Annotated in this window: 17 protein-coding genes; 12 read left to right on the top strand and 5 right to left on the bottom strand. The window is 70.5% G+C overall.

Translation table 11 applies throughout. From position 1 onward, the window contains the following. Window positions 1-25 precede the first annotated feature (25 nt). Window positions 26-385, bottom strand: coding sequence for a hypothetical protein (locus tag FRCN3DRAFT_RS0215240; RefSeq protein ID WP_007512517.1), 360 nt, complete (start codon window positions 383-385; stop codon window positions 26-28). Window positions 386-457: 72 nt separating this feature from the next. Here FRCN3DRAFT_RS0215240 and FRCN3DRAFT_RS0215235 point away from each other — a divergent pair, with 72 nt between their 5' ends. Then, window positions 458-1,666, top strand: a complete 1,209-nt coding sequence (locus FRCN3DRAFT_RS0215235) for a Clp protease N-terminal domain-containing protein (RefSeq protein WP_007512520.1) — start codon at window positions 458-460, stop codon at window positions 1,664-1,666. A 19-nt stretch (window positions 1,667-1,685) separates the two neighbouring features. On the opposite strand, the gene FRCN3DRAFT_RS0215230 is transcribed toward FRCN3DRAFT_RS0215235, so the two are convergent. Together FRCN3DRAFT_RS0215230 and FRCN3DRAFT_RS0215225 are read right to left on the bottom strand one after the other, a co-directional pair. Beyond that, a complete protein-coding gene (locus FRCN3DRAFT_RS0215230; protein ID WP_007512522.1) occupies window positions 1,686-1,964 on the bottom strand; it encodes a hypothetical protein in 279 nt (92 codons plus the stop codon). Further along, window positions 1,964-2,314 carry an ArsR/SmtB family transcription factor gene (locus FRCN3DRAFT_RS0215225; RefSeq protein WP_007512524.1) on the bottom strand — a complete coding sequence of 117 codons (351 nt, stop codon included), beginning with the start codon at window positions 2,312-2,314 and terminating at the stop codon, window positions 1,964-1,966. The genes FRCN3DRAFT_RS0215230 and FRCN3DRAFT_RS0215225 overlap by 1 nt, the downstream gene beginning before the upstream one ends. Window positions 2,315-2,471: 157 nt before the next feature. Between FRCN3DRAFT_RS0215225 and FRCN3DRAFT_RS0215220 the strand changes: the two genes are divergently transcribed. The 5 genes from FRCN3DRAFT_RS0215220 (at window position 2,472) to FRCN3DRAFT_RS0215200 (ending at window position 9,488) form a co-directional block, all read left to right on the top strand. Further along, window positions 2,472-3,239 (top strand): IclR family transcriptional regulator, encoded by a 768-nt coding sequence (locus FRCN3DRAFT_RS0215220; protein WP_007512525.1) that lies wholly within the window; start codon window positions 2,472-2,474, stop codon window positions 3,237-3,239. Between the two features lie 122 nt (window positions 3,240-3,361). Next, window positions 3,362-4,855: a GMC family oxidoreductase gene (locus FRCN3DRAFT_RS0215215; protein ID WP_007512527.1), complete on the top strand. Its 1,494-nt coding sequence runs from the start codon at window positions 3,362-3,364 to the stop codon at window positions 4,853-4,855. A gap of 18 nt (window positions 4,856-4,873) precedes the next feature. Further along, complete coding sequence (locus FRCN3DRAFT_RS0215210) at window positions 4,874-7,195, top strand: GcvT family protein (RefSeq protein WP_007512529.1); 2,322 nt, start codon at window positions 4,874-4,876, stop codon at window positions 7,193-7,195. A 29-nt stretch (window positions 7,196-7,224) separates the two neighbouring features. Beyond that, the gene (gene solA / locus FRCN3DRAFT_RS0215205) at window positions 7,225-8,376 is read left to right on the top strand and encodes an N-methyl-L-tryptophan oxidase (RefSeq protein ID WP_027140606.1); all 1,152 of its coding nucleotides are present in this window, start codon (window positions 7,225-7,227) and stop codon (window positions 8,374-8,376) included. Next, window positions 8,373-9,488, top strand: a complete 1,116-nt coding sequence (locus FRCN3DRAFT_RS0215200; protein WP_007512532.1) for an aromatic ring-hydroxylating oxygenase subunit alpha — start codon at window positions 8,373-8,375, stop codon at window positions 9,486-9,488. Before solA ends, FRCN3DRAFT_RS0215200 begins: the two co-directional genes overlap by 4 nt. Before the next feature lie 132 nt (window positions 9,489-9,620). Here FRCN3DRAFT_RS0215200 and FRCN3DRAFT_RS0215195 read toward each other — a convergent pair whose 3' ends face one another. Next, the gene (locus FRCN3DRAFT_RS0215195; protein WP_007512534.1) at window positions 9,621-10,580 is read right to left on the bottom strand and encodes an endonuclease/exonuclease/phosphatase family protein; all 960 of its coding nucleotides are present in this window, start codon (window positions 10,578-10,580) and stop codon (window positions 9,621-9,623) included. A gap of 302 nt (window positions 10,581-10,882) precedes the next feature. Between FRCN3DRAFT_RS0215195 and FRCN3DRAFT_RS0215190 the strand changes: the two genes are divergently transcribed. Further along, window positions 10,883-12,028 (top strand): patatin-like phospholipase family protein, encoded by a 1,146-nt coding sequence (locus FRCN3DRAFT_RS0215190; RefSeq protein WP_198535977.1) that lies wholly within the window; start codon window positions 10,883-10,885, stop codon window positions 12,026-12,028. A 79-nt stretch (window positions 12,029-12,107) separates the two neighbouring features. Here FRCN3DRAFT_RS0215190 and FRCN3DRAFT_RS0215185 read toward each other — a convergent pair whose 3' ends face one another. Further along, window positions 12,108-12,830, bottom strand: a complete 723-nt coding sequence (locus FRCN3DRAFT_RS0215185) for a dienelactone hydrolase family protein (protein WP_007512537.1) — start codon at window positions 12,828-12,830, stop codon at window positions 12,108-12,110. 89 nt (window positions 12,831-12,919) lie between these two features. Between FRCN3DRAFT_RS0215185 and FRCN3DRAFT_RS0215180 the strand changes: the two genes are divergently transcribed. The 5 genes from FRCN3DRAFT_RS0215180 (at window position 12,920) to FRCN3DRAFT_RS0215160 (ending at window position 24,699) form a co-directional block, all read left to right on the top strand. Next, window positions 12,920-13,753, top strand: coding sequence for an MmyB family transcriptional regulator (locus FRCN3DRAFT_RS0215180; RefSeq protein ID WP_007512539.1), 834 nt, complete (start codon window positions 12,920-12,922; stop codon window positions 13,751-13,753). A gap of 183 nt (window positions 13,754-13,936) precedes the next feature. Next, window positions 13,937-15,259, top strand: a complete 1,323-nt coding sequence (locus tag FRCN3DRAFT_RS0215175; protein ID WP_007512541.1) for a tetratricopeptide repeat protein — start codon at window positions 13,937-13,939, stop codon at window positions 15,257-15,259. A gap of 324 nt (window positions 15,260-15,583) precedes the next feature. Continuing rightward, window positions 15,584-18,319, top strand: coding sequence for an ATP-dependent RNA helicase (locus FRCN3DRAFT_RS0215170; protein WP_007512543.1), 2,736 nt, complete (start codon window positions 15,584-15,586; stop codon window positions 18,317-18,319). Between the two features lie 8 nt (window positions 18,320-18,327). Further along, window positions 18,328-18,480, top strand: coding sequence for an acyl-CoA dehydrogenase domain-containing protein (locus tag FRCN3DRAFT_RS54080; RefSeq protein ID WP_007512545.1), 153 nt, complete (start codon window positions 18,328-18,330; stop codon window positions 18,478-18,480). A 378-nt stretch (window positions 18,481-18,858) separates the two neighbouring features. Next, the gene (locus FRCN3DRAFT_RS0215160) at window positions 18,859-24,699 is read left to right on the top strand and encodes an effector-associated domain EAD1-containing protein (protein ID WP_007512547.1); all 5,841 of its coding nucleotides are present in this window, start codon (window positions 18,859-18,861) and stop codon (window positions 24,697-24,699) included. The last annotated feature ends 400 nt before the right edge of the window (window positions 24,700-25,099 follow it).

Below are 25,099 nucleotides of genomic sequence, written 5' to 3'. Positions count from 1 at the left end.
GGGCATCCGGTCGCCGCCCGGCCGGTCAGCCGCCGGCGTCGCGTCTCTCCAGCGCCGCTACCCGGGCCTCGAGCGCGTCGATGCGGTCCTGCAGTAGTTCGATCAGCGCCTCCTCGCTCATGCGCCGTTCCAGGGTGCGGCGTAGTCGCGGGGAGTCCTTCGCCCGCGCGGCCACCATCGCCAGCGGGACCAGGCGCTGCGGACCGTGCGGGCCGTCGACGAGACGCGACGGGATCAGGTCGGCCCGGTACCAGGTCCGTAGCGCGGCACGGGACACCCCGGTGCGGGTGGTCGCCTGCTGGAGGGTCACCCAGTCGGAGTCCTCCAGCCGGGAGGCAAGTTCTCGCTCGGCGTCCCACCGGTCCAGACGATCATCCCAGCTCACGCCCACCTCCTCGATCCACCCTACTATTAACATGGTATTGACCAGGTCATGCAGCAGGGTGACGCTGCATTCATGTTCGAGCGATTCACCACCCAGGCCCGCCATGTCGTCGTCCTCGCCCAGGAGGAGGCCCGCGAACTCGATCACAACTACATCGGCACCGAGCACATCCTGCTCGGGCTGCTCGGCGAGACCGAGGGCATCGCCGCGCGCGCTCTGGCCGAGATCGACCTTTCGCTGGAGATGACCCGGTCGCGCGTCGTCGTCGCCGTCGGCCGGGGAAAGAAACCGCTGAAGGGCCACATCCCGTTCACCCCCCGCGCGAAGAAGGTCCTGGAGATGTCGCTACGGGAGGCGCTCGCCCTTCGGCACAACTACATCGGGACGGAGCACGTCCTGCTCGGCCTGCTGGAGCTGGGCGAGGGCCTGGCCGCGATCATGCTGGACGAGTGGAAGGTGGACAGCGCAGAGCTGCGCGCACGGGTCCTCGCGCTCATCGCCGAGGCAGGCGCCGACCGCACGGCCGGCCTTCCCCCGCTGACCGGCTCGCGGCGGCGAGTCTCGCTGGCCGACGACGACACCGGTGTCCTCGGCGCGGAGGAGGACGAGCCGCGCCGCACCGCGGCGGCCGTCGCGGGCATCTCGGCCGCGAACGGCTACGCCGGACACGACCCGGTCGGCTCGCACCACCTGTTGCTGGCCCTGCTCGGCGATCCCAACAACGCGGCGACCAGGACGCTGACGAGCCTTGGCCTCGATCTCTCGGCCGCCCGCGACGCCCTGCTGCGCGTCGATCTGACCGACACGTCGGACGAGCTGCCCGAGGTCACCGGGCGCCGCGGGATGTCGTTGCGCCTGACCGACTCGGCTGTCGTGGTGGAGGCCACCGACCGGCGGCTGGTCGGCCTGGCCCGACTCGCCTTCGCCGCGCTGAGCGGCCACCGCGCCTCACCGAACCCCGAAGCGGAGGCCGGGGACGACACCACCACTGCCCCATCCGACCCCGGGGCCGCTCCCACCAGTGAGGCCGAGCCGGCCGCCGAGCGGCTGCTCGACGGCCGGGATCCCCTCGCCGGGAGCCTGTCCGCCGTGTGGAAGGTGCTGGAGGTCAGCCTGGAGGACATCCGGTCGCGCGCCGCCACGGCGGGTCCGAGCGAGGCCGGGCCAGACAGCGCGGACGGGCCGGCCCCCGTTTGGCGCTACGACGAGCGGCCAGCGGAGCCATCGGCCCAGCAACGCGCGCCTCTCGCGGACCGACCGACTCCGCCAGAGCGTCCATGACCGATGACCAGGCCCATACTCATCCGACGGAACTCAGGATCTTCTCGATGGAGGCCGTACGAGTCCGCAGCTCGGCAACGTCGGTGGCGACCCGCTGCTGGGCGTCCATCGTGTTCTCCGCGAGCTGCTCGAACCGCTGGACGAGTTGCCTCAGGTCCTCCGTCTGCGCGGTCCGGAGCTTCGTCTTGCGGTAGTCGAAGGTGAACCAGAGGACCGCGATGGTCACGGCCGCGATAGCGATAAAAAAGGCGAGGGCGGCAATCCCCTCACCCGCGCTGAAGTCATCGGCGAGGTACATCAGGAACTCTCCTTGGATGCGTGACCCTTGTCCGGGTCATGGGTCGTGAGACTGCTCGCCGCGGCGGCCAGCGCGGACGCGGTCAGGCGCAGGTCGAAATCGGTGACCTCGTAGTACTTCATGGCTTTTCCGTCTTCGGAGAGCTCCAGGCTGCCGACGATCAGGCCGGCGGCCTCCAGGCGCTGCAGGTGCATGTGCATGAGCGGCCTGCTCACGCCGATCACCCGAGCCAGGTTGCTCACGTAGTCACGGCCGGTGGCCAGCGTGCCGACGATGCGCAGCCGCAGCGGATTGGCCAGGGCCGCCAGCATCTCGACCAGCTCGTCGCCGGTCGGCCGGGCCTCCGTCATGTCCCTCCTTCACATGAAAGAACTTCCTTACAGGTGAAAAGATAACACGCTATGCGTCTGGCGACACTGCCAAATAGGTGACGGAACCGGCGGGCTCACGGGCGAGCCCGGTGGACATCTCGCCCTGGCCCAGCGCGTCAACCCCTACAGTTGCGCCATGAGCAACAGCGAGACGGCGCTGGTGCAGTCGGTCGATCGGGCGGTCACCGTGCTCGAGATCCTGGCGCGCAGCGGGGAGGCCGGCGTCACCGAGATCGCGGCCGAGCTCGGGGTGCACAAGTCGACCGCGTTCCGGCTCGTCGGGGCGCTGGAGCGGCGGGGACTCGTCGACCAGCCGCGAGGGCGGGGCAAGTACCGGCTCGGGCTGGGCATCACGCGGCTGGCCGGGGCCGTCACCGCGCAGTTCGACCTGGCGCGCGCGAGCCGCGAGGTCTGCGAGCGGCTGGCCGAGAAGCTGGGCGAGACCGTCAACGTGGCGATCGTCGACCGCGGGTTCGCCGTCAACATCAGTCAGGTGCGCGGACGGGCGGCCGTGTCCAGTCACAACTGGGTGGGGCAGCTGACGCCGCTGCATGCCACATCCAGCGGCAAGATCCTGCTCAGCACGCTGCCGGCGGCGGAACAGGACGAGATCCTGGGAGATCCGTTGGAGCGGTTCACGCCCCACACGATCACCGACCCCGCCCGCCTCCGGGCCGAGGTACTCGACGTCGCGGAACGCGGCTGGGCGAGCACCTGCGAGGAGCTGGAGATCGGGCTGAATGCCGTGGCCGCACCGATTCGCGGGTGGGGCGGCCAGCTCCGGGCGGCCGTCAGCGTCTCGGGGCCGACCTACCGCCTTCCCAGGGAGAGCTTCCCGGCCGTAGCCGAGGCCGTGCGGCGGGCCGCGGCCGAGATCGATGCGACGGTCGGGCATCTGGCCTAGGTTTCGCGCCGGTAAATGCCTGCCGCGAGCCATTGACCGGCCCGCGACCCGGCCTGATCCTGTTGCGACAGAGGCACCACGTTGTGCCATCCGCAACAGCAGCGCACCGGACGGGGCTGCCGATGGAGGCGTACGGCGGGTACGACGTAGTGATCGTCGGCGGCGGGACGGCCGGCGCCGTGGTGGCCGCCCGGCTGGTGGAGCGAGGCGCGACGGTCTGCCTCATCGAGGGCGGTCCGAGCGACGTCGGGGACGAGCGCGTGCTGCGGCTGCGCAACTGGATCAACCTGCTCGAGTCCGAGCTGGACTACGACTACCCGATTACGCCGCAGCCGCGGGGCAACAGCCGCATCCGGCACGCGCGGGCGCGGGTGCTGGGCGGTTGCTCGTCACACAACACGATGATCAGCTTCCTCCCGCCGCCAGCCGACTTCACGGACTGGGTGGCCGCGGGGGCGGACGGGTGGACGTACGACTCGCTCGTTCCGCTCTTCCAGCGGCTGCGGACCAACATCGTGCCGGTGGCGCCGCGGCACCGCAACGCGCTGACGGAGGCCTTCGTGGCGGCGTGCGCGGAGGCGCTGGGCGTGCCGGTGGTCGAGGACTTCAACGCCAAGCCGTTCGTCGACGGCGCCGGGTTCGTGCCGGTCGGCTACCACCCGGAGACCGGGGTGCGCAGCTCGTCCTCGGTGGCGTACCTCCACCCGATCCTCGACCACCCGAACCTCACGCTGCTGACGGATACCTGGGCGTACGACATCGGGATCGACGGCGACCGGGCGGTCACGATCGCCACCAGCCGCGGCGAGATCCACGGTGACCAGTTCGTGCTGTGCGCCGGCGCGATCGACACGCCGCGGCTGCTGCTGCTCGCCGGCGTCGGACCGGCGCGGGACCTGGGCACGCGAACGAGGCTCGACCTGCCAGGCGTCGGCGAGAACCTGCTCGACCACCCCGAGTCGATCATCATGTGGGAGGCGACCCGGCCGCTGCCACCGGAGTCCGCGATGGACGCCGACGCCGCGCTGTTCGTGCGCCGGGACACCGCGCAGGACCGGCCCGACCTGATGTTCCACATCTACCAGCTGCCGTTCACGTTCAACACCGAGCCGCTTGGCTACGAGGTACCAGGCCATGGCTTCGGGCTGACGCCGAACGTGCCCCGGCCCCGCAGCCGCGGGCGGCTCACCCTGGCCGACGACAGTCCCGAGACCAAGCCACTGCTCGACTTCCGGTACTTCACCGACGCCGAGGGCCACGACGAACGCACCATCGTCGACGGCCTGCGCATCGCCCGCGAGGTGGCGGCGGCGGCCCCGCTGCGGGACTGGATCGCCCGCGAGATCGCGCCGGGCCCGTCGCTGACGACCGACGAGGAGCTGTCGGTATACGGCCGCGCCGCCCACCACACCGTCTACCACCCGGCCGGCACCTGCAGAATGGGCGCCCCCGACGACCCGCTCGCGGTGGTCGACCCGAAGCTTCGGCTGCGCGGGCTGGCCAACGTGCGGATCGCCGACGCGTCCGTCTTCCCGACGCTGCCCTCGGTGAACCCCATGGTCACGGTGCTGCTGGTCGCCGAGCGCTGCGCCGACCTGATGACGCAGCCGACCTGACGACTCGGTGGATCCGGTATGAGCCCACGCCTCGTGATCATCGGCGCTGGCATCGTCGGGTGCGCGCTCGCCGACGAGCTGACCGGCCGCGGCTGGACGGACGTGACGGTGCTCGACCGCGGCCCGCTGTTTCGCACCGGTGGCTCGACGTCGCACGCGCCAGGGCTCGTGTTCCAGGTGAACCCGTCGAGGACCATGGCCGGCTTCGCCCGCTACACCGTCGAGAAGTACCTGGCTCTCGGCTGCTTCGACCAGGTCGGGAGCATCGAGGTCGCGACCACGCCCGAGCGGCTGGCGGAGCTGCACCGGCGGCACGGCTTCGCCCTCGCCTGGGGCATCGGGGCGCGGGTCCTCTCCCCCGCCGAGTGCCACGACCGGTTCCCGCTGCTGGACCCCGCAGCGGTGCTCGGCGGCCTGCACGTGCCGACCGACGGGCTGGCCCGCGCCGTCGACGCCGCGCGGGCACAGGCACGGGCTGCGATCGCCCGCGGCGCGGTCTTCCACGGCCACCAGGAGGTGACCGCGATCGAGGACGACGGCGTCCGGGTGGGTGAGCGGCACGTGCCGGCCGACCTGGTCGTCTGCTGCGCCGGGTACTGGGGGCCGGGGCTGGCGCCGGTTCCGCTGCTGCCCCTGGCCCACCAGTACGCGGTCACCGGCGCGGTGAACGGCCTGCCGACGGGCCTGCCCATCCTGCGGCATCAGGATCGGGACCTGTACTTCCGCGAGACCGCGGGTCGCCTCGGCATCGGCTCGTACGCGCACGACCCGATGCCGACCGCGGTCGAGCCGCCGTTCGAGGTCGCCCAGTTCGCCGCGTCGCTCACGGACGCCCGCGCGGTGCTGCCCGGCCTGCCCGACGTCGAGCACGGCATCAACGGCATCTTCTCGTTCACGCCCGACGGCTTCCCCCTGCTCGGCCCCGTCGAGGGCCGGCCGGGCCTGTGGCTGGCCGAGGCCGTCTGGGTCACCCACTCCGCCGGCGTCGCCCGCGCCGTCGCCGAGTGGCTGGTCGACGGGCGCCCCGCGGTGGACCTGCACGAGTGCGACACCCGGCGCTTCGAGGAGGCGCAGCGAGCGCCGTCCTACATCGACGCCCGCGCGCGGCGCGCGTTCGTCGAGGTGTACGACATCGTCCATCCGCTCGACCCGGTCCACGAACCGCGGCCGCTGCGGGTGAGCCCCTTCTACGCACGGCAGCTGGCGCTCGGGGCGCGCTTCACCGAGGGCGCCGGCTGGGAGCGGCCACTGTGGTACGAGGCGAACGCCGGTCTGTCGACGCCGGACCTGCCGCCGCGGGACGCCTGGGCGGCCCGGCACTGGTCGCCGATCGTGGCCGCCGAGGCGATGGCCACCCGGGAACGGGCCGGGCTGTTCGACCTCACCCCGCTGAAACGGCTCGCGGTCACGGGACCGGGCGCGGCCGCGTTCCTGCAGCGGATGTGCTCCAACCACGTCGACCGGCCGGTCGGCGCGGTGGCCTACGCCCTGTTGCTGGACGAGGGCGGCGGGGTGCGCAGCGACGTCACCGTGGCCCGGCTCGGCGAGCACGAATTCCAGGTCGGCGTGAACGGACACCTCGACCTGGCGTGGCTGCGCGCCCACGCGCCGGCCGGCGTGCACATCGCCGACATCACCGGCGCCACGTGCTGCGTCGGGGTGTGGGGGCCGGCCGCTCGGGACCTGCTGGCGCCGCTGACCACGCTGGACCTGTCGCACGAGGCGTTCGGGTACTTCACCGCCCGCCGCACCCATCTGGACGCGGTGCCGGTCACCATGCTGCGCGTCTCCTACGTCGGCGAGCTCGGCTGGGAGGTGTACGCGAGCGCCGAGCTGGGGCTGCGGCTGTGGGACACGCTGTGGACGGCGGGCCAGGCCCTCGGCGCGGTCGCCGCCGGGCGCGGCGCGCTGACCAGCATGCGGGTGGAGAAGGGCTACCGGGCCTGGGGCGTGGACATGACCGCCCAGGACGACCCGTACTCGGCCGGCCTCGGCTTCGCCGTCGACCTTCGGCACGGCGACTTCCTCGGCCGCGCCGCCCTGGGCCGCGCCGACGTTGGGCCCGACGGCCCCCGGGCGCTGTGCTGCCTCACCGTCGACGACGGCCGGACCGTGCCGATGGGCCGCGAGCCGGTGCTGGCGGGCGACGCGCCGGTGGGCCACGTGACCAGCGCCGCATACGGGTACGGCGTCCGCGCCCCGATCGCCTACGCGTGGCTGCCCGGGGCACTGGCCACGCCCGGGGAAAAGGTGGAGATCGCGTACTTCGACCAGCGGGTCGGCGCGACCGTGCGGGCGGAGCCGCTGTTCGACCCGAAGGGCACCAGGATCCGGCGATGAGTGGAATCCGGCGATGAGTGGGGTTCGGGGTGGAGTCGTACGACGTCATCGTGGCGGGGCTCGGTGGCATGGGCAGCTCGGCCGCCCATCACCTGGCCGCCCGTGGGCAGCGGGTGCTCGGGCTGGAGCGGTTCGGCCCGGCCCACGACCAGGGCGCGAGCCACGGAGGGTCCCGGATCACCCGCCAGTCCTACTTCGAGGACCCGGCGTACGTGCCACTGCTGCTGCGCGCCTATGAGCTGTGGGACAAGCTGGCGCGGGACTCCGGCCGAGAACTGATCACGCTGACCGGCGGGCTGATGACGGGCCTGCCGGACTCGCTGACCGTGGCCGGTAGCCGGCGCAGCGCGCAGGAGTGGGGGCTGGAGCACGAGATGCTCGACGCGGCCGAGATCCGGCGCCGGTTCCCGATGTTCCGGCCCCGGCCGGACGAGGTGGCACTGTATGAGGCGAAGGCCGGGCTGGTCCGGCCGGAGGCGACCGTAGCGGCCAACCTGACCCTTGCCGCTGGGCTCGGCGCCGAGCTGCGCTTCCACGAGCCGGTCGCCGAGTGGTCCGCCGACGACGGCGGCGTCACGGTCCGCACGGGTACCGGGACCTACCACGCCGGTGCCCTCGTCGTCTGCCCCGGCCCGTGGGCGTCGCGGTTGCTGGCCGACCTCGGCCTGCCGCTCGTCGTGGAGCGGCACGTGCAGTTCTGGTTCGCCCCGCGCGGCGGCATCGAACCGTTCCGGCCGGACCGGCAGCCGATCTACATCTGGGAACGGCCGGCCGGAACGCAGGTGTACGGCTTTCCGGCGCTGGACGGCCCGGACGGCGGCGTGAAGGTGGCCTTCTTCCGCCGCGGTGAGGCGACCACGCCGGACACCATCGACCGCCGCATCCGCCCGGACGAGGTCGAGGTCATGGCCACGCATCTGGCCGAACGGCTGCCGGACGCGGCCGGGCGTCTTCTGCGCGGCAAGGCCTGCATGTACACCAACACGCCCGACGAGCACTTCGTCATCGCCCCGCACCCGGCGCACGACCGGGTCACCATCGCCTGCGGGTTCTCCGGGCACGGCTTCAAGTTCGTCCCGGTCGTCGGGGAGATCCTTGCCGACCTCGCCCTGACCGGAGCGACCAGCCACCCCATCACGCTGTTCGATCCGGCGCGGCCGGCCCTGAAGGCGCGCCGATGACGACCCCGGCCGGTCCGAGCCTGCTGCCGACGCTGCCCGGCGCCGCCTACACCTCGGCGGAGGTCTTCGCCCAGGAGCAGGAACGCATCTTCGAGCGGCTGTGGAACTGCGCGGTCCACGGCTCGGAGATCGCCGAGCCCGGGCAGTTCCGCACCGTGCCGATCGGCCGGGAAAGCGTGCTGATCACCCGGGCGCTGGACGGGTCCGTGCACGCGTTTCTCAACGTGTGCCGGCACCGGGGCGCGCGGCTGTGCACGGAGCCTGCTGGGCGGACGCGGCGTACCCTTCGCTGCCCGTACCACGCCTGGACGTATGCCCTGGACGGCTCACTCGTCGCCGTGCCGCATCTCAAGGACCTGTCCGACGTCGATCGGTCCGCCCATGGTCTGCACCGGCTGCAGGTGCGCGAGTGGCTCGGCTACGTCTGGGTGTGCCTGGACGCGTCGCCGCCCTCGTTCGAGGACACCGTCGTCGGCGCGGCCACCGAGCGCCTCGGGGACCCGGCGGCCATCGAGCGTTACCACGTCGAAGGCCTCCGCGTCGGTCGGCGCATCTCCTACGACGTGCGGGCCAACTGGAAGCTGCTCGTCGAGAACTTCCTGGAGTGCTATCACTGCGCGGCCATCCATCCGGAGCTGGTGCAGGTGCTGCCGGAGTTCGCGCTGGGGTACGCGGCGCAGTACTACGTCGGGCATGGCGCCGAGTTCGGCCCGGAGGTGACGGGCTTCACGGTCGACGGGTCGGCCGGTGTCGAACGCCTGCCCGGCCTGGAACAGGCGCAGGACCGCCGCTACTACGCGATCACCGTCCGCCCGCAGGTCTTCGTCAACCTGGTCCCCGACCACGTCATCCTGCATCGCATGTTCCCGGTCGCGGCCGACCGCACGCTGGTCGAGTGCGACTGGCTGTACCTGCCGGCAGTCGTCGACGGGGGTACCGACATCGACCGCTCGGTCGAGCTGTTCGACCGGGTGAACCGCCAGGACTTCGACGCCTGCGAGCGCTGCCAGCCGGCCATGGCCTCGCGGGCCTACGCCGCCGGCGGCGTGCTGGTGCCGAGCGAGCACCACATCCGCGAGTTCCACGACTGGGTCCAGCGCACGCAGGGCTGACGCGGATCCGGTGCGTCCGGTCTCGAGCGGCCGGCAGGCGTTCGTTCGCCGGCCTGAGGCCCACGAGCTCGAACAGGCGAGACCGCCGCATGCGGCCCTGGCAAAGGCCGCGCCGATGAGCGGCGGCGCCGGTCACACGGCCAGCTCCGCGAGGACCGGGGCGTGGTCGGAGTCGCGGGCCCGGCGGCGTTCGGTGGGGTCGTCGCCGACGGTCGGGAGCGGGCGGTCGAGGAGGGTGGTGACCTTCCCCATCCTGGGCAGGAGAGCGTGGCTGACCAGGATGTGGTCGATGAGCTCCTTACGGCCCTCGTGGACGCGGGAGTAGCGCTTGTCCTCGGGGATCGCCGCGCCGAGGTTCCACAGCCGCTCGGCGTCACCCCTGTCCTCGCGGTCGAACGCGTGGGTGCCGATCTCCGACCCGGGCGGGCCGTTGAGGATCTGGGTGCTCGCGGCGTGTGGCTCGTCGTTGAGGTCACCGACGACGGCGAGGCGGTGCACGCGGCCGTCGCCCTCGAGGAGCTGGGTGGCGAACCCGCGGACGGTGACGGCCTCGGCCGCACGGCGGTGGAGCGCGTAGGAGGCGTAGCGGGCTCGCTCCTCCTCGTCGTCGGTGCTGAACCGGCTGCCGCCGCCGTTGGCCGGGAAGCTCAGGAGCTTGGACTTCAGGTGGCAGACCACGACGGTCACCGGCTGCCCGGACCTGGACGTGACGGTGGCCGCGAGCGCCCCTCGGCCCATCCGTTGGGTGGTCTGCGCGTCGTCACCGGTCTGGACGGGAAGAAGCCCGTCGGGGAAGTCCACCACCTCCTGGACGCTCTCGATCGGCAGGCGGGAGAGAATCCCGACCCGGATCGGGTGCTGCGCATCGAACTGGGTGGACAGCGCCGAGTGCCAGGTACCGTCCAGTTCACCGACCAGGTCGGCGAAAGCGTCTGGGCTACCGACTTCCTGGACACCGAGCACGTCGACGCCGCTGCTGTTGATGGTCGCCGCGAGCGCGGCAACCTTGACCTGATAGGTGGCCATATCGGCAGCGCCAAAGGCTCCACCGGGGCGAAAAAGGTTCTCCAGGTTCCATGTTCCGAGCAGCACCTTGTGATCCTCCCACGCGTCACCAGCCGACCGTCGGCTCACGATAACGGCGGCGCGCGCGAGGCGTCGGCCCATTGTCCGCGCAAGTAATCAGCACTCGGTTGGAGGCGTTGTCCGGCGTCGTCTAGAGTGCGGGCGCCGGGTGCTCGCGTCTGGGGTGAGGAATGAGTCCTTTCGACAATGGCCGGGCGGTGCTGACCGGGGATGGAACGAGATCCGGAGCAGCTCTGTCGGCATCACCATCGCCCTCACTCGCGTCGAGTGGCATCGGCGATGACACGATCAGGCGGTGCGGCGACACATTGCGGCCGCAGGATCCCGGGCGAGTCCTCGACGGGCCGACCTTCGCCGTCGCCCTTTCCGGGGGTGGCTTCCGGGCGATGTTGTCGGCGCTCGGAGTGCTGCGTTTCCTCGCCGACGCGGGCCTGCTGCGCGACGTCCGTTTCGTGTCCTCGGCTTCCGGCGGGTCGGTGACGAACGGCATGCTCGCGACCCGCTGGACGCGTCTGCGGGAGCGCGGATTCAGCACGCCCGCGCTCGACGAGCTCGTCGTCGGCCCGCTCGTGGACTCGGTCGCCGGGTCGTCGCTGAAGTGGGAGCTCGTGCGCCACGCGTGGCGCACGGCGGGTCCCGCCACTCGCACGGAGCTGCTGGCTGAGGCCCTCGACCGGCGGTTCTTCGCGGGCGCCCTGCTCGAGGACCTCGACCCGGCGTGCCGTTACATCATCAACGCCGCGAACCTCGGCACCGGAGTCCGGTTCGCCTTCGAACGCGACGTCGTCGGCGACTACGTCCTCGGTCTCGCGCCCACCGCCGGAACAGGGCTGCGCGTGGCCACCGCCGTCGCCGCCTCGGCGGCCGTGCCGGGCACATTCCCACCGCTGCGCCTGCCGGGCATCGCCTTCCCCTGCGCGGACGCCAGGCGGACCCCGATACTGGCCGACGGCGGCGCCTACGACAACACCGGCCTCGAAGCCCTCGACAAGGATCGGTACCAGGACGTTTTCCTCGTCGCGCTCAATGCCGGCGGAATCTTCATCCCGGGCCCGCTCGACCGGGTTCCCGTGGCCGGCGAGCTGAAGCGGGCGAATTCTCTCCTCTACCGCCAGAGCACGGCTCTGCGCACCCGCTGGATGGTCGAACGCTTCCATTCCTGGAACGACCTGTCCGCCGGCGGCCGGCCCTCGTCCGCACGCCGGGGCGTCCTTTTCGGCCTCGCCGCCGAGATGCGGTCACCGGCCGCCGACAGGTGGCGCCGAAGATTCCCCGAGCACCGCTCCTGGAATGGCCGGGATCTCGCGCTTTTCCCGACCGTCTTCGACCGTCTGGACTCCCGGCTGTGCCGCTTGCTCATCTACCGTGGCTGGTGGCTCACCGGCGCCGCCTTCGCGACGTTCCACCCCGAGCTCGCCGACCTCGCCGCGATAGAGGACTCACCGCCGCTCTGACGCGGGGCCGCACGGGGAGGTCCGCGAGCTTCTGGGCGGCGACGATGTGGCGGCGGGCAGCTGTGCGTCGTCTCGTCCGCTACCGGGCGAGCAGTGCGAGGATTTTTCTTGTGGCGTCGTCCCGGGCATCCCGGTCGAAGGCCGGGGTGTCGGGCCAGAAAAACGCGTGCTGAACCCCTGGATAGATGACCATCTCGTGTCGGACTTCAGCCAGCCGCAGGGCAGCGGAAATCTTGTCAACCTGATCGGAGCCAATGAGAAAATCATCTCCGCCGACGATGAACAGCAGCTCTCCACTGATTCCCGGGGTCAGGTCGAGGGTGGGTTCCGGCTGGCTGAGCGGGATATCGGTGCTTGGGAGCCAGCCGCCATACAGGATGGCCGCGCGGGCAATCGGCAGCGTGGCCGCGGCGAGATAGGCCAGGTGCCCACCGGCGCTGAAACCGACGATGGCGGCCTCCCTGACCGCATACCGATCGGCCAGCACCGAGACAGCGGCCCGCACGTCGGCGACCGCCCCCGCCCGAGTCATCTTGTGCAACAGGGCGAAGCCCTCGTCGCGCCCCGCGTCGTCGCGGGACAGGTACCGGCCCGCCTCAGCGTCCCGATGGTAGAACTCCGGCGCCAGGACAACGTGTCCCGCGGCCGCGATCTCATCCACGACCGAACGGATATCGGGGTTCACCCCGAAAAGCTCATGCGCCACTACCACGCCGACCGGGGCGAACGCGCCGTCCGGCCGAGCGCAGTACGCGGGCATTGTGGTGCCGTCTTCGACGGATATCTCGACCCGTTGCCTCATGATGTCCACGCGGAACAGTCTTCATCCGAGGACGGATGCGTGACCACAGCACAGTCTTGGTGGTACTGGCATGACTAGGCTGGTAGGGCATGGGACCTGATGGGGATCCGGCGGCACTGGGCGAGCTGCTCCGCTCCCGGCGCGCCCGGCTCACCCCCGCGGCCGTGGGTCTCCCGCCTGGGGCACGGCGCCGTACTCCCGGCCTGCGCCGCGAGGAGGTCGCCCTGCTCGCGAACCTGTCGCCCACCTACTACGCGTTCCTCGAGCAGGGCCGCCCGGTCCGCCCGTCCCCACAGGTTCTCGACGCGCTCGCAGCCGCGCTCCGGCTGGACGGCGCGGAACGTCAGTACCTGGACGTGCTGGCCTATGGCCGCCCCGGCCACGCCGGGTCGCGTACCGCGCCTGACGGGCATTCGGCGCCGCCGACCGAGGTGATAGCGGCCGGCGTCGCCGATCTGGTGCGGCGCCTCGACCCACATCCGACCTTCGTGAAGGGGCGCCGCTGGGATGTGCTGGCAGCCAACGTGGCGGCACGTGAGCTGTTCACCGACTGGGAGGTCCGGCTACCGGCGGACAGGAACCTGGTGCGCTGGATGTTCACCGACGATCAGGCCCGGCGGGTCTACCTCGACTGGGAGCACGAGGCGCGCGCCATGCTCGGACGATTCCGGCTGGCGACCGCTGCCTACACGAACGAGCCGAGCGTCGCTGCCCTCGTCGCCGAACTCCTGCGCGACAGCGTGCACGTCAGGCGGTGGTGGCCGAACCATGACGTCGTCTCGATCGGCGGTAGCGGCGTGAAAAGGCTCCGCCATCCACGTCTCGGCCCGGTGGACTATGCACACGTGGTGCTGAGCGTCACCGATCATCCGGAGCAGACCCTGGTCACCTACACCGCGCGGACCGACGGACTGTCGGCGTAGTCGGAAGCGGGAGCACCGCGGGCGGCGCGGGACGCCCGCTCACGACCTGGTTGCCGCAAAGCCGCCACGGCGGCCCAGCTGACGAGCATTGCCATCCACTGTTGGTGATTTCTCCAGAATTCACGCTGCGACCAGACGGTATAATTAGCGCGCGGTGTTCACCGTTCGATGACGGGAGCCGGTATGAACGGCCGTTTCATGGTGTCGTTCGCCGAGGTCGACCGGACCTGGGCAGAGTGGATCTCCTGGCAGTTGCGGGCGGGCGGTTTCGACCTGGTGTCGTCGCCTGCCGCCGGCGGCGGCGACGACATAGGGATAAGGGTCGGCGGCCTCGGCACAGAGGTGAACGGGCCGACCAGTCTGATCCTGGTGCTTTCGCCGGTGTATGTCGGCACCGTCGGGGACGCCGTGGAACGGCGGCTGGCATCCTCACTCGGCCCGTCGGGGCAGGCCCTGGCCGTGGTGCGGGTGCGGGTAAGTCGCTGTGGCCAGGTCGACCCGGCCGACTGTGTGGACCTGTTCGACCTGGAGGAGAACGAGGCGCGCAGGCGGCTTCTGGCCGCTGTCCGGGCCGTGCGGCCGGCCTCGGGGGACGGCGTGGACTCCGGGGAGACAGCCCCGTGGTTTCCGGGGCGTGCACCGGTGGCGGAATCTCGCGCCCGCTATGAGCGTCTACTCACCGCCCACGGCGACGCGCATCCCGACGTCCTTACCGCGGGTGCGGACCTGGCCGCCGCGCTGGTCGTGGAAAGGGACTACCCGACCGCGCGTCACCTGTACGAGCAGGTGCTTCACCACCGTCGGCACCTTCTCGGAACCGACCATCCGGAGTCGGTCGCCACCGCCTACCAGCTCGGGCTGAGTCTGATGTCGTTGCAGGAGTATTCCGCGGCGCGAGAGCTGCTCGTGCAGGTCGTTGCCCACCATCGCCGCGCCCTCGGCGAGGACCATCCCGACACCATCGGCGCGGCCGCGGACGCCGCGGCCGCCCTGCACGGGTCCGGAGACACCGAGGCGGCCCGGGCGGAGCTGCAGGCGGTGCTGGCCCGGGCACGGCGGATCCTGGGCGAGGGCAACCCGCACACTGTCGGCATCGATCAGCGGCTGGCCGTACAGACGCTGTCGTCCGGTGAGCAGGGGCCGGCCGGGAGGGAGGCGTTCGAAGCGGCGGTTACCCGAGCCCGGCAGATGCGCGGCGCGGATGATCTGTCGACCATCGGCGCCGAGTACACCCTCGCCTCGGTGCTGGGGATGCAGGGAGATCACCCGGCGGCGCGGGCGGCGTTCGCGGACTGCCTGGAGCATGCCCGCCGAGCCCTGGGCGAGGAGCACGAATTCACGGTCCTCGTCGAACGGGAGATGGCAGCCGAACTGCAGGCGCAGGGAGACGTTCCCGCAGCCCGCTCTTTGCTCGGCGACGCGCTCGAACGCTCCGGACGCATTCTCGGCCCCGACCACCCCGACACCGCGGAGGCCGCCGCCCGTCTGGCCGTTCTCACCAGCTGACCAGCCAGCCCACCGGGTCCTCACCGAGGCGGTGGCATCTCTGGCCGCCGCGCCCCCGCTGGAAACCTTGTTCGACCTTCAACCGGCAACGCGGCGACGCCACCGTTCTCGACTCCCCCACGCTCAAGGAACGGCGCCAACAGGTCGCGAAATCCTAGGCGACGTGCGCCCCCTCCGTATCCGTCCCTTACCGCCTCTCAACCAGATCCGAGTGTCGAACTGGCGCGTCCAGATCCAGTGTCGAACTGGCGCATCGTCAGCGGAAGAGCATTGGGCAGGATGCCGCGCCGCTCTCTGCCGCGTTGGTCCGAGGAGACTGGGCGCATGTTGCCCGACCTCACGGTCGCCGGGGCGGACCTGCCCGTCCGGGCCGCCCTGCCAGCGCTCGTCGCCGCGCTGACCGCCCGCGACCAGCACGGGTCGGGCCGCGCCGGCGGGGCCGCGGTGCTGGTGGCCCCGCCCGGCACGGGCAAGACGACGCTCGTCCCGCTCGCGCTCGCCGACCACGTCCCCGGCCGGGTACTGGTCGTCGAGCCGCGGCGGATCGCCGTCCGCGCCGCGGCACGGCGGATGGCCAGCCTCGCTGGCGCTGGCGGGGCGGGCGGCGCCGGGGCTCGTGCGGACGCCGCGGGTCGCGGCGGTGTGGGTGGCGGCGAGGTGGGCGGCGCGGTCGGCTACACGATCCGCGGCGAGCGCAGGGTCGGGCCGTCCACCCGGGTCGAGGTGGTCACGCCGGGAGTGCTCGTCCGGCGGCTGCAACGCGACCCCGAGCTGCCCGGTACCGACGCGGTCATCCTCGACGAGTGCCACGAGCGCCACCTCGACGCCGACCTGGCGCTCGCGTTCCTGCTCGACGTCCGCGCCGCGCTGCGCCCCGACCTGCTCCTGCTCGCCGCCTCCGCGACAGCCGACACCCGGCGGCTGGCGGCGATGCTCGGCGCGCCCGGCCAGCCCGCGCCGGTCATCGGGACGGACGCCTCGATGTTCGACGTCGAGGTGGTCTGGGCGCCCCCGCCCGGGGTGATCACCCCGGCGCATGGCCTGCGGGTCGACCCGAGGCTGCTCGACCACGTCGCCGCGACCGTCGGGCGCGCGCTGCGGGAGACGTCCGGGGATGTGCTCGTCTTCCTGCCCGGGGCCGGTGAGATCGCCGCCGTCGCCGGTCGGCTCGCCGGGCACCGGAACACGGTCGACGCGGTCGACGTGCTCAGCCTGCACGGCCGCCAGACCGGCGGGGCGCAGGACGCGGTGCTGCGCGCCGGCCCGCGTCGCCGGGTGGTGTTGGCGACCGCGGTCGCGGAGAGCAGCCTCACGGTGCCCGGCGTGCGGGTAGTCGTCGACGCCGGTCTGGCCCGGTCCCCCCGGATGGACCACGCCCGCGGGCTGGGCTCGCTGGTCACCGTGCGGGTGTCGCGGTCGTCCGCCGGGCAGCGCGCGGGCCGGGCCGGCCGGGAGGCGCCGGGCCGGGTGTACCGCTGCTGGTCCGCCGCCGAACACGACCGGCTGCCCGCCCAGCCGGAACCGGAGATCGCCGTCGCCGACCTCACCGCCTTCGCGCTGGAGCTGGCGGTCTGGGGCCATCCCGGCGGCGTGGGCCTGCCGCTGCTCAGCGACCCTCCCGCCGGCGCGATGGAGGCCGCCGGGGTCTCGCTGCGGGCGCTCGGCGCCGTCGACGAGACCGGCCGAGTCACCCCGCGAGGACGCTCGATCGCCCAGGTCGGGGCCCATCCGCGGCTCGCACGGGCGCTGCTCGACGGCACCAGGGCCGTCGGCGCCCGCCGCGCGGCGGATGTCGTGGCGATGCTCTCCGGGGACGGCCCCGCGGGCGGCCCCTCCGACGACCTCGTCGCCACGTGGCGCCGCCTGCGGGCGGACACCGACCGGGCCGCATCCGCCCGCTGGCGGGAGGAGGCCCGCCGGCTGCGCTCGGCCGCGGAAGTCGCGGAAGCCGCACCCGCCCGGCCCGGTGAACCCGCCAGGCCTACCGGGCCCGCCAGGCCTACCGGGCCCGCCCGGCCTACCGGACCTGCCGGGCCTGCCGGACCCGCGGCACGGGGAACGGGTGGGATGACCGACGATCTTGCGGCCGGACTCGTGGTCGGCCTCGCCTTCCCCGAGCGGCTCGCGCGGGCCCGCGATCCCGGCGGCTCGAACTACCTGATGGCCGGTGGGACAGGTGCCGAGCTCGCAGCGGGCTCGGCGTTGGCCGGGGCGCAATGGCTCGCCATCGCGGTCGCCGACCGCGGGTCCGGCCGGACGTCTGCCCGGGTGCGCCTGGCCGTCGCCCTCGACGCGGCCACCGCGCGGGAGGCGGGCGCGGCGCTGCTGCGCACCGAGGACGAGGTCGCCTGGTCCGGTGGCGACATCGTCGCCCGCCGGCTCGAACGCCTCGGCGCGATCATCCTCGCCGAACGCCCGGTGACCAGGCCCGACCCGTCCAAGCTGCGGGCCGCCGCGCTCGACGGGCTGCGCGACGCCGGACTCCCCGTGCTGCGCTGGAACGCCGACGCGCTCGCCCTGCGGGACAGGCTCGCGTTCTGCCACCGGGTACTCGGCGCCCCCTGGCCCGACGTCACCGACGCCACCCTGCTGGCCCGCGCCCCCGACTGGCTCGGGCCGGACCTCGACGGAGTGCGCCGCCGCGCCGACCTCGAGCGCGTCGACGCCGGCCACGCGCTGCGCCGCCTGCTTCCCTGGCCACAGGCCGCCCGGCTGGACGAGCTGGCGCCCGAGCGGGTGACGGTGCCGAGCGGCTCCCGGGTGCGCCTCGACTACAGCGACACCACCGGCGCCGCCGGCCCCGTCCTGGCCGTGAAGATCGCCGAGGTGTTCGGCTGGGAGCGGGTACCCGTCGTCGCCGACGGCCGCGCCCCGCTGGTGCTGCACCTGCTGTCACCGGCGGGCCGCCCGGTGGCGGTGACCAGCGACCTCGCATCGTTCTGGCGGACGGGCTACCCGCAGGTCCGCTCGGAACTGCGCGGCCGCTACCCCCGCCACCCCTGGCCGGACGACCCGACCACGGCCCCACCGACCCGGCGCGTCGCCCCCCGTACCCGCTGACATGTCAGATGGCGCTCCCACGGGCCTTCACCAGGTGGCGGCTGATCACCTGGCCCTGGATCTGGTTCGCGCCCTCGAAGATCTACACAATCTTCGAGGGCACGAGCGAAATCCAGCGTCTGGTGACCGCCCGCGCCATCTCTGGCCTGCACATTCGCTGATGACCGGTTAGCGGTCGCTCACCGCAGCCAGGCGCCGTACAAGATCGAGTCCACGTATAGTCCACAGCCGGCTTGCCGGAACCGGACGCCGGGCCGCCACACGACAGAACTCCGACGCCTCAGTGGAGACGCCACGCGATTTCTGGCCGCCCACGACGCAGGCATCGCAGCGTCCGACATTGCGATGGCTCGAACGATGCCCGCCGCGGGCCCGAGGGCGTCGCCCTAGCGATCCACGATCCGTGGCCGCAACATCGCCGCACTCTCAATTCTCCGGATCTGCCTATAGGCCCGGGTGCGGCACAACGACACGGTGGATGATGTCCGTCAGGGTCGCGACCTTACTGCGACCGGTGAGCGCGCGGGGGTGGGCGGAGCGTGGAGGGGCTGTCACGCGAGGAGATCGACACGCTCGCGAACCTGTTTGCCCCCCTCGAGGCCGAGCAGTTGTTGGAACGGGCAGGGCTTCCTCGCAGCCGGCATCCCGCGTCGCAGAGCCGGGACCGCCTGACCTTCTGGACAGAGGTCTCGCTCCTGATCGTTCACGGCGCCGTCCCTGGTCTGCGAACCGCGATCCTCACCGAGGCCTCTCGGCTATTCCCTGGACACGATGCCTTGATCCTTGGTCTCGGGCCTGCTGGCCTGACCGATGACGGGCCGTTCGTCACGGACGGCGCCGCGAAGGGGCGACCGAAAGCGCCACCGAGGCTACTGAGCCTGCTACGGATGACGCTGAAGGTTACAGATAGCCTGCCGCGGTCGTTTCGTGGTGATCGGCGATCATCGTTGTCGAGTGTCTATGTCCGCCCGAGTGTCAGCGCCGCAGGCGAGGCCCGGCAGGTTCGCGAGGAAGCGCCAGAGAGGGCCGGCGCGCCGTGGGTTGAGAAGGACCGGTTGGTGCGGGCATTGGCCCAGCCATTCGACGAAGTGGTCGGCAAGCATGGCCACCTCGTGATCGAGGGCGCTGCCGGTCTCGGCAAGACGACGTTGGGCTACCAGGTCGCGCACGAACTGGCGCGGGCCCTGCTCGACCCGACCGGAACGCCACCGGTCGAGCGGCTTGCGGTGCCGCTGGTATTACCGGCCCGGGTCTTGGCAATGCACCTACACCGGGGTTGGAACGAGGCGTTGCCCGCGGCGGTCGCCAACGAATACGACACGCTCGGCGATGGCCTGCCAATCCCCGCTCTCTTCACCACCACGGTCCACGACCTGCCCTGGCTTGTGATCGTCGACGCGCTCGACGAGATTCCCGACCAGGCCAGCCGCGAGAAGCTGCTCACGGCATTGGCCGCACGGATGTCCGACCCGGACAGCCCGGCCCGCTTCCTGGTGACCACTAGGCCGCTGGCACCAGGAGAAGTCCAACTGCTGGCCGGTCCTCAGGTGGGCTTCTACGAACTGCAACCATTCGACGCAGCGGCACTGAACACCTTCGCATATCGTTGGTTCGACCCCGATAACAGCCTGGCGGGCAAGGCCGCCGCACGGGAGTTCCTCGACCAGATTGAAGCGGCGGGGCTCGGCGACATCTTGGAGGTTCCTCTCCTCGCCGCGCTCGCCGCACAGGTCCATGCCGCGAGGCTGGATCAGCCTCTGCCCGGCAGCCGGTACGAACTCTACGAGCAGTACATCGACCACCTCGGCGCTATCCGCGCGATTGCCCGTTCCGCCGCGCTCGAATCGTTTCGGCTCGTTGCTGGCGGAACCGCGTTTGCGGACTGGCTGGAGGCACACCGTGTCGAGCTCCTTGAGCGACTCGCCACGACCTACACGACGGCCGATACCCGCCTGCTCGATGACACTGAGAAATACCTAGTGGCGCAGGCTCCATTACCAGAACGTCTGCCCGCAGGCTGGACCGAGTCGATGGCCGAATGGCTCTCGCTCAGCGGCCTGCTCAGTCGGCAAGGCGGGCGTCTGCGATTCCTTCACCAGACCTTCGCGGAGCACCTCGCAGCAAGCGCGACGGCGCGGGCACTCCCGGACGACGTCCGGCCGGAGCTGCCCCCGTGGGACGACCTGATCCGCCGACTGCTGCTTGAGGACGAGAGCGGCACCCGCGTAGTGCTGCACTACCTGCACCGCCAAGGCCCAGGCGCCAGCCTGCTGACGATGCTCCTGACTGGCGGGCGCGACTACCAGGACCGTGGTGCCGAACTGGTCATCCAGGGAGCTCCGGCAGACAGCGCCCAACTGGCCACCTTTCTCAGCCAGCTCGAAGAGCGCGTTCTCGTTGGTCTCTGGGGGGCCTGGAGGCTGCGACAAATGGCCGGCCTGACCCGCCACTCGGCGGTCCGGAACCAGCTACGCCAGCTGTCGGCCAACCCGCAAGTCCAACCGGCCATGACAATCACCATCTTCGGCCTTCTCCGGAAAAGCTGTCCGGACCTCCACGATCGTGCCATCGACGCTCTGAACCGATGGATATCCGATGATCAATCGATAGCGCTTCGATGCGCATCGGCTGGATGTCTCGCCCGGTTCGGGGGAAGCCATGGCATCCGTGCCGCCGCAGCCCTACGAACATTGACCTCCGATCACACCTACCCGATAACGGAGCGAGTTCGAGCTGCGCGGGAACTTGCCGAGCTCGGCGTACACGACCGCGCGGACGCTGCGGACGCACTGGCCACCATGGCTGCTGAAGAAGGCGGTGACGAGTACGACCGCGCATTTGCGATGCGCGAGCTGGCTGGACTCGGTGGTGAGCATCGAGATCGCGGGGCTGTCATCGCGCAAGAGCTTGCCCAGAGTCCAGCCACCACCGGTTACATCCAGGTACAGGCCGCTAGCACCCTCGCCGAACTCGGCGGAGAATATCGGCAACGTGCCGCAGACATCCTGCGGATTATCGCTTCCGACCCGACAGTCGACAGGCGTTATCAGACGGAGGCCCTCGCCGCCGCTGCCGCAATCATCCCCGATCTTCGCGACGCGGCGGCCACCGCCTTGCGCGATCTGACCGCAGACATCACCACCTCGATATACCAACGTCTCGAGGCCGCGCGAAAACTGGCCGACCTCGGCCCGCAGCGCCGCGATCAGGCCGCCCAAGCGCTCCTAGCCCTCGTAGTCGCGCCGATTGGCCGAGAGAACGACATCGACTGGTATTGGAAGGAACTAGCGGCGCGCGACCTGACGGAAATAAACGAGGAACACCGACGCCAAATACTCCCCGCATTGCAACAGATTGTCGAGGGTCCTGGACCTTATTCGACTCGCAAAGATGATATTCTGCATATTCTAGCGAGGCTCTCCGACGAAGACCCAGCTCTGGTCGCGAAGACCATGTACCGGATCTTCACGGATCCGACCAGGGCCGTCGACGAACGCCGTATCGCGGCAGAGAGCCAGGCCAAGATATCGGCCGAGCACCGCCGCGAAGTTCTGGAGTTCTTCGCCAGCGTGTTACGCGACGCCACGGCGGCGTCAGGCGAACATCTCTTGGCTTCAGCAGTTCTTGCCGTCTTGGAGCCCAGTGCCCGCCCGCTCGTAGGTGCTCTCGTAAGCCGCATCGCGGCCAGTCTCACCGCCGCTCCTTCGACTCGACTCGACGCGGCGCATACGTTGACCGATCTTGGCCCACAGTATAGCGAGATCGCCATGCAGCTGATTTGCGAAGTCGCCGCGCATCCACTGCTGAGCGACGCGGATCGCGTGACCGCTGCAGCAGCAATGCCAGACCGTGGTGATGGACACCGCTCGAAAGCCGCTGTACTCTACGATCTCGCGGTTGACACGACCATCGCCGTAGACCAGCGGTCGAGGGCTGCGGCGAGGCTGGCCGAGCTGGGTGGTGACCACCGGCGCAGCGGGGCCGCCGTTCTTTACAGCCTTGCGACCGACCGAACCATAGACGTCGACGACCGACACCAAGCCGCGCGTGCTCTAACGAGGCTGGGCGGTGAGGATCAGCGTCGGGGGGCCGCCGTTCTCTACAACCTTGCGGTTGACGGAATGATCAGCGCCGACCACCAGCGCCGGGCCGCAGACAGCCTAGCGGAACTCGGCAGAGAAGATCAGCATCGCGCCGCGGATGCTTTGTATAGCCTCGCAATCGACGGAACCGTCAACGCGGGTGACCGGCGCCAAGCCGCTAGCAGTTTGGCTGAGCTGCGCAGTGAGGATCGGAGACGCGGCGCCGCCGTACTGCGTGATCTTGCCGGCGACCCAGCCATGGCTGCTGCGACACGGCGCCGGGCAGCGGAGAGTCTCATCCGCCTGCGTGGTGACGACCTGCGACGCGGCGCTGGCGTCCTCCACGATCTCACCGCGAGCCCATTGGTCAGACTCAGAACCCGGCTGCTCTCTGCCGAGGCTCTGGCGAACCTTGGCCCGAACGACGCGCAACAGGCCAAGGAACTCCTAGACCTGCTTGCGGTCGAGCCTGCGATCGGCGCCGAAGATCGGACCTTCGTAGCAGCGACGGCGGCCAGCCTCAACGCGCAACCCGCCCGAGCAGCAGAGCTGTTGTCGGCTCTGGCACTTGACCCTGCAGCGGACGAGGACGCACGGCTGGAGGCGTCGGGCAGAATCCAACGACTTCGGGGAGCGGATCAGCACCACCGCGCGGCAGATGTCTTCGCCCAACTGGCCACCGACCCATCCCTCGGTGTAGGCAACCAACAGGCGGCGGCGGAGACATTGGCCCGCTACGGGGCCGAGCACTGGGAAAGCGCGATCCGGGTGCTCTCCCAGCTGGCCGTCGACCCAGACAACGACGCGCATGAACGCCTAGTGGCCGCACGCGGCATTGCACGGCTCGGCTCACCGGGGCAGATCGCCGCCCGCGGCGTGCTCCGGCAGATTACGACTAGCCGCGTGCTCGATGCACCAGTCCGCCGCTGGGCAGCACGATCGCTGGCCGAACTCGGCCCTTCCGCGCTCACCGAGTCCATCGCCGCGTTGTACGCGTTGTGCACCGAAACGACGACCGACATGTGGAACCGCCTTTGGGCGGCAGAGACGCTCACCGAACTGGGCACCAGTGGCCGGCAGGCGTCAATGCGGGCGCTAAAATCCTTGACCAGCGACACGATCGACGATCGACTGGTCCGCGCTTACTGCGAGGGAATACATGCCGACCTCGACGACCACCATCACCACCGTGTGGTGGACCTCCTTATCGAGACCGCCTCTGATAAGTTCGAAGACGGCTGGCGTCGCGTCTGCGCAGCCAGCGAACTTTTCGCAGTAAGCCGACACCACGAGGATCGATCCGCCCAGCTTCTCTCCGCGATCGCCGCCGACGGGTCCCTGCGCGCCTGGGAACGCCGCCAGGCTGCGGACAGGCTGGCCACCCTTGGTGCGAAGACCCGTGTCGACGCCGCCGACTTACTTCTCCTGGTCACCGGCGATGTGCTCGCTGATCCCTGGGAACGGGCCGAGGCCGCGACTGCGCTCCTAGAACTCAACCAGCATCGGCCGCAGGCAGTCGCCATCCTCGAACGCCTTGCCACCGACACCGGCATCTCCGGTGGACAACGCCTGTCTGCGGCCCGGCCGCTTGCAACGCTCGCCTCCGACCAAGCAGTCGTGGCGCTTGAAGCGATCTGCCTGGATTCAGATGCTGATGCCCAGACCCGTCTGGATTCAGCAAGATGCTTGGCCAAGGGAGGCCAGGAATTTCGCCGAAAGGCTCTTGAATATCTTCGTCAGCAGGCGACCGACGAAGCGTCGACTCCGCTTGAACGCGCACTCGCCCGCAAGGAGCTCCACAAGAACCGCGGCAATGATCCCAGGGACGCGATCGACATGCTCCTCCACCTGGCTGACGACACCACACAGCGGCCATCTGACCGTCGACAGGCAGCACGTCTCCTCCCCGACTTCGGTCGGGAGTTCCGAGCCCCGGCGCGCAGGGTTCTGCGTGAGCTCCTGCAACGGTGCAGCAACGGAGGATTCGACCAGGCGATGACCTGCTATGAGGCCGCGCGGTTCGGAGCCCTTCACCGGACGATCGCAATCAACGCTCTCGTCTCCCTCCACGCGGCACGACTAGCCGATCCGGCGAGGCGGCGTGAGATCGCCGAGGCTCTAGCCGCCATCGCGCCGGCCCACCATTTCGCTGCGCTCCACACTCTTCGTCTGGACGTCATCGACTCATCGCACGACGCCGATACACGAAACAAGGCTGCCGAATCACTTTCGAAAATCACAAAACATCCTGGCCGCATAAAGGACCTGACGCCAACTGGCGACGAGATGATCATCTAATAATTGTTCTATCCGACGGCCAGAACAGCACGTCGGAGCCACTGTTCAAACGCCCTGTGATGGCTCGTCCACCTGCCTCGCCCGCCGACGAGGCTTCAGGGTCGGGAACCGATCGCCGTTGGGTGCTCGTGGCTACGGATTGCTCAACCTTGAATGCCTCACCGCGGGCGTCGCGGTGTCCGACACGGCGATGTATGGAGCGGTGCTATCGGCGAAGACAGCCACAATGCCCCCGCCGCCCACGCCGACGTATGGAAGACCCCAACGGGCGCAATCGGTAAGGCCTCCCTCACGCCTCGATTTGAGGGCTGTCGAGCGGACCCGTGCCGCGACAAGCCATCCAGAGCTACAAGGAGCAAATCAATCGCTGGCGCGCCACGGCCTGTCCGACGACTCCCCT

This window comes from Pseudofrankia saprophytica, assembly GCF_000235425.2.
In the GTDB taxonomy this organism is placed as follows: domain Bacteria; phylum Actinomycetota; class Actinomycetes; order Frankiales; family Frankiaceae; genus Pseudofrankia; species Pseudofrankia saprophytica.
Note: the sequence above shows the minus strand (reverse complement) of the source record. Positions and strands in the feature narration are given on the sequence as shown.

Bases quoted from the DNA above. Each gene is read 5' to 3' on its own strand.
- FRCN3DRAFT_RS0215235 (WP_007512520.1), top strand. From the start codon at position 458: ATGTTCGAGCGATTCACCACCCAGGCCCGCCATGTCGTCGTCCTCGCC.
- FRCN3DRAFT_RS0215230 (WP_007512522.1), bottom strand. From the start codon at position 1,964: ATGTACCTCGCCGATGACTTCAGCGCGGGTGAGGGGATTGCCGCCCTC.
- FRCN3DRAFT_RS0215225 (WP_007512524.1), bottom strand. From the start codon at position 2,314: ATGACGGAGGCCCGGCCGACCGGCGACGAGCTGGTCGAGATGCTGGCG.
- FRCN3DRAFT_RS0215220 (WP_007512525.1), top strand. From the start codon at position 2,472: ATGAGCAACAGCGAGACGGCGCTGGTGCAGTCGGTCGATCGGGCGGTC.
- FRCN3DRAFT_RS0215215 (WP_007512527.1), top strand. From the start codon at position 3,362: ATGGAGGCGTACGGCGGGTACGACGTAGTGATCGTCGGCGGCGGGACG.
- FRCN3DRAFT_RS0215210 (WP_007512529.1), top strand. From the start codon at position 4,874: ATGAGCCCACGCCTCGTGATCATCGGCGCTGGCATCGTCGGGTGCGCG.
- FRCN3DRAFT_RS0215200 (WP_007512532.1), top strand. From the start codon at position 8,373: ATGACGACCCCGGCCGGTCCGAGCCTGCTGCCGACGCTGCCCGGCGCC.
- FRCN3DRAFT_RS0215185 (WP_007512537.1), bottom strand. From the start codon at position 12,830: ATGAGGCAACGGGTCGAGATATCCGTCGAAGACGGCACCACAATGCCC.
- FRCN3DRAFT_RS0215180 (WP_007512539.1), top strand. From the start codon at position 12,920: ATGGGACCTGATGGGGATCCGGCGGCACTGGGCGAGCTGCTCCGCTCC.
- FRCN3DRAFT_RS0215175 (WP_007512541.1), top strand. From the start codon at position 13,937: ATGAACGGCCGTTTCATGGTGTCGTTCGCCGAGGTCGACCGGACCTGG.
- FRCN3DRAFT_RS0215170 (WP_007512543.1), top strand. From the start codon at position 15,584: ATGTTGCCCGACCTCACGGTCGCCGGGGCGGACCTGCCCGTCCGGGCC.
- FRCN3DRAFT_RS54080 (WP_007512545.1), top strand. From the start codon at position 18,328: ATGGCGCTCCCACGGGCCTTCACCAGGTGGCGGCTGATCACCTGGCCC.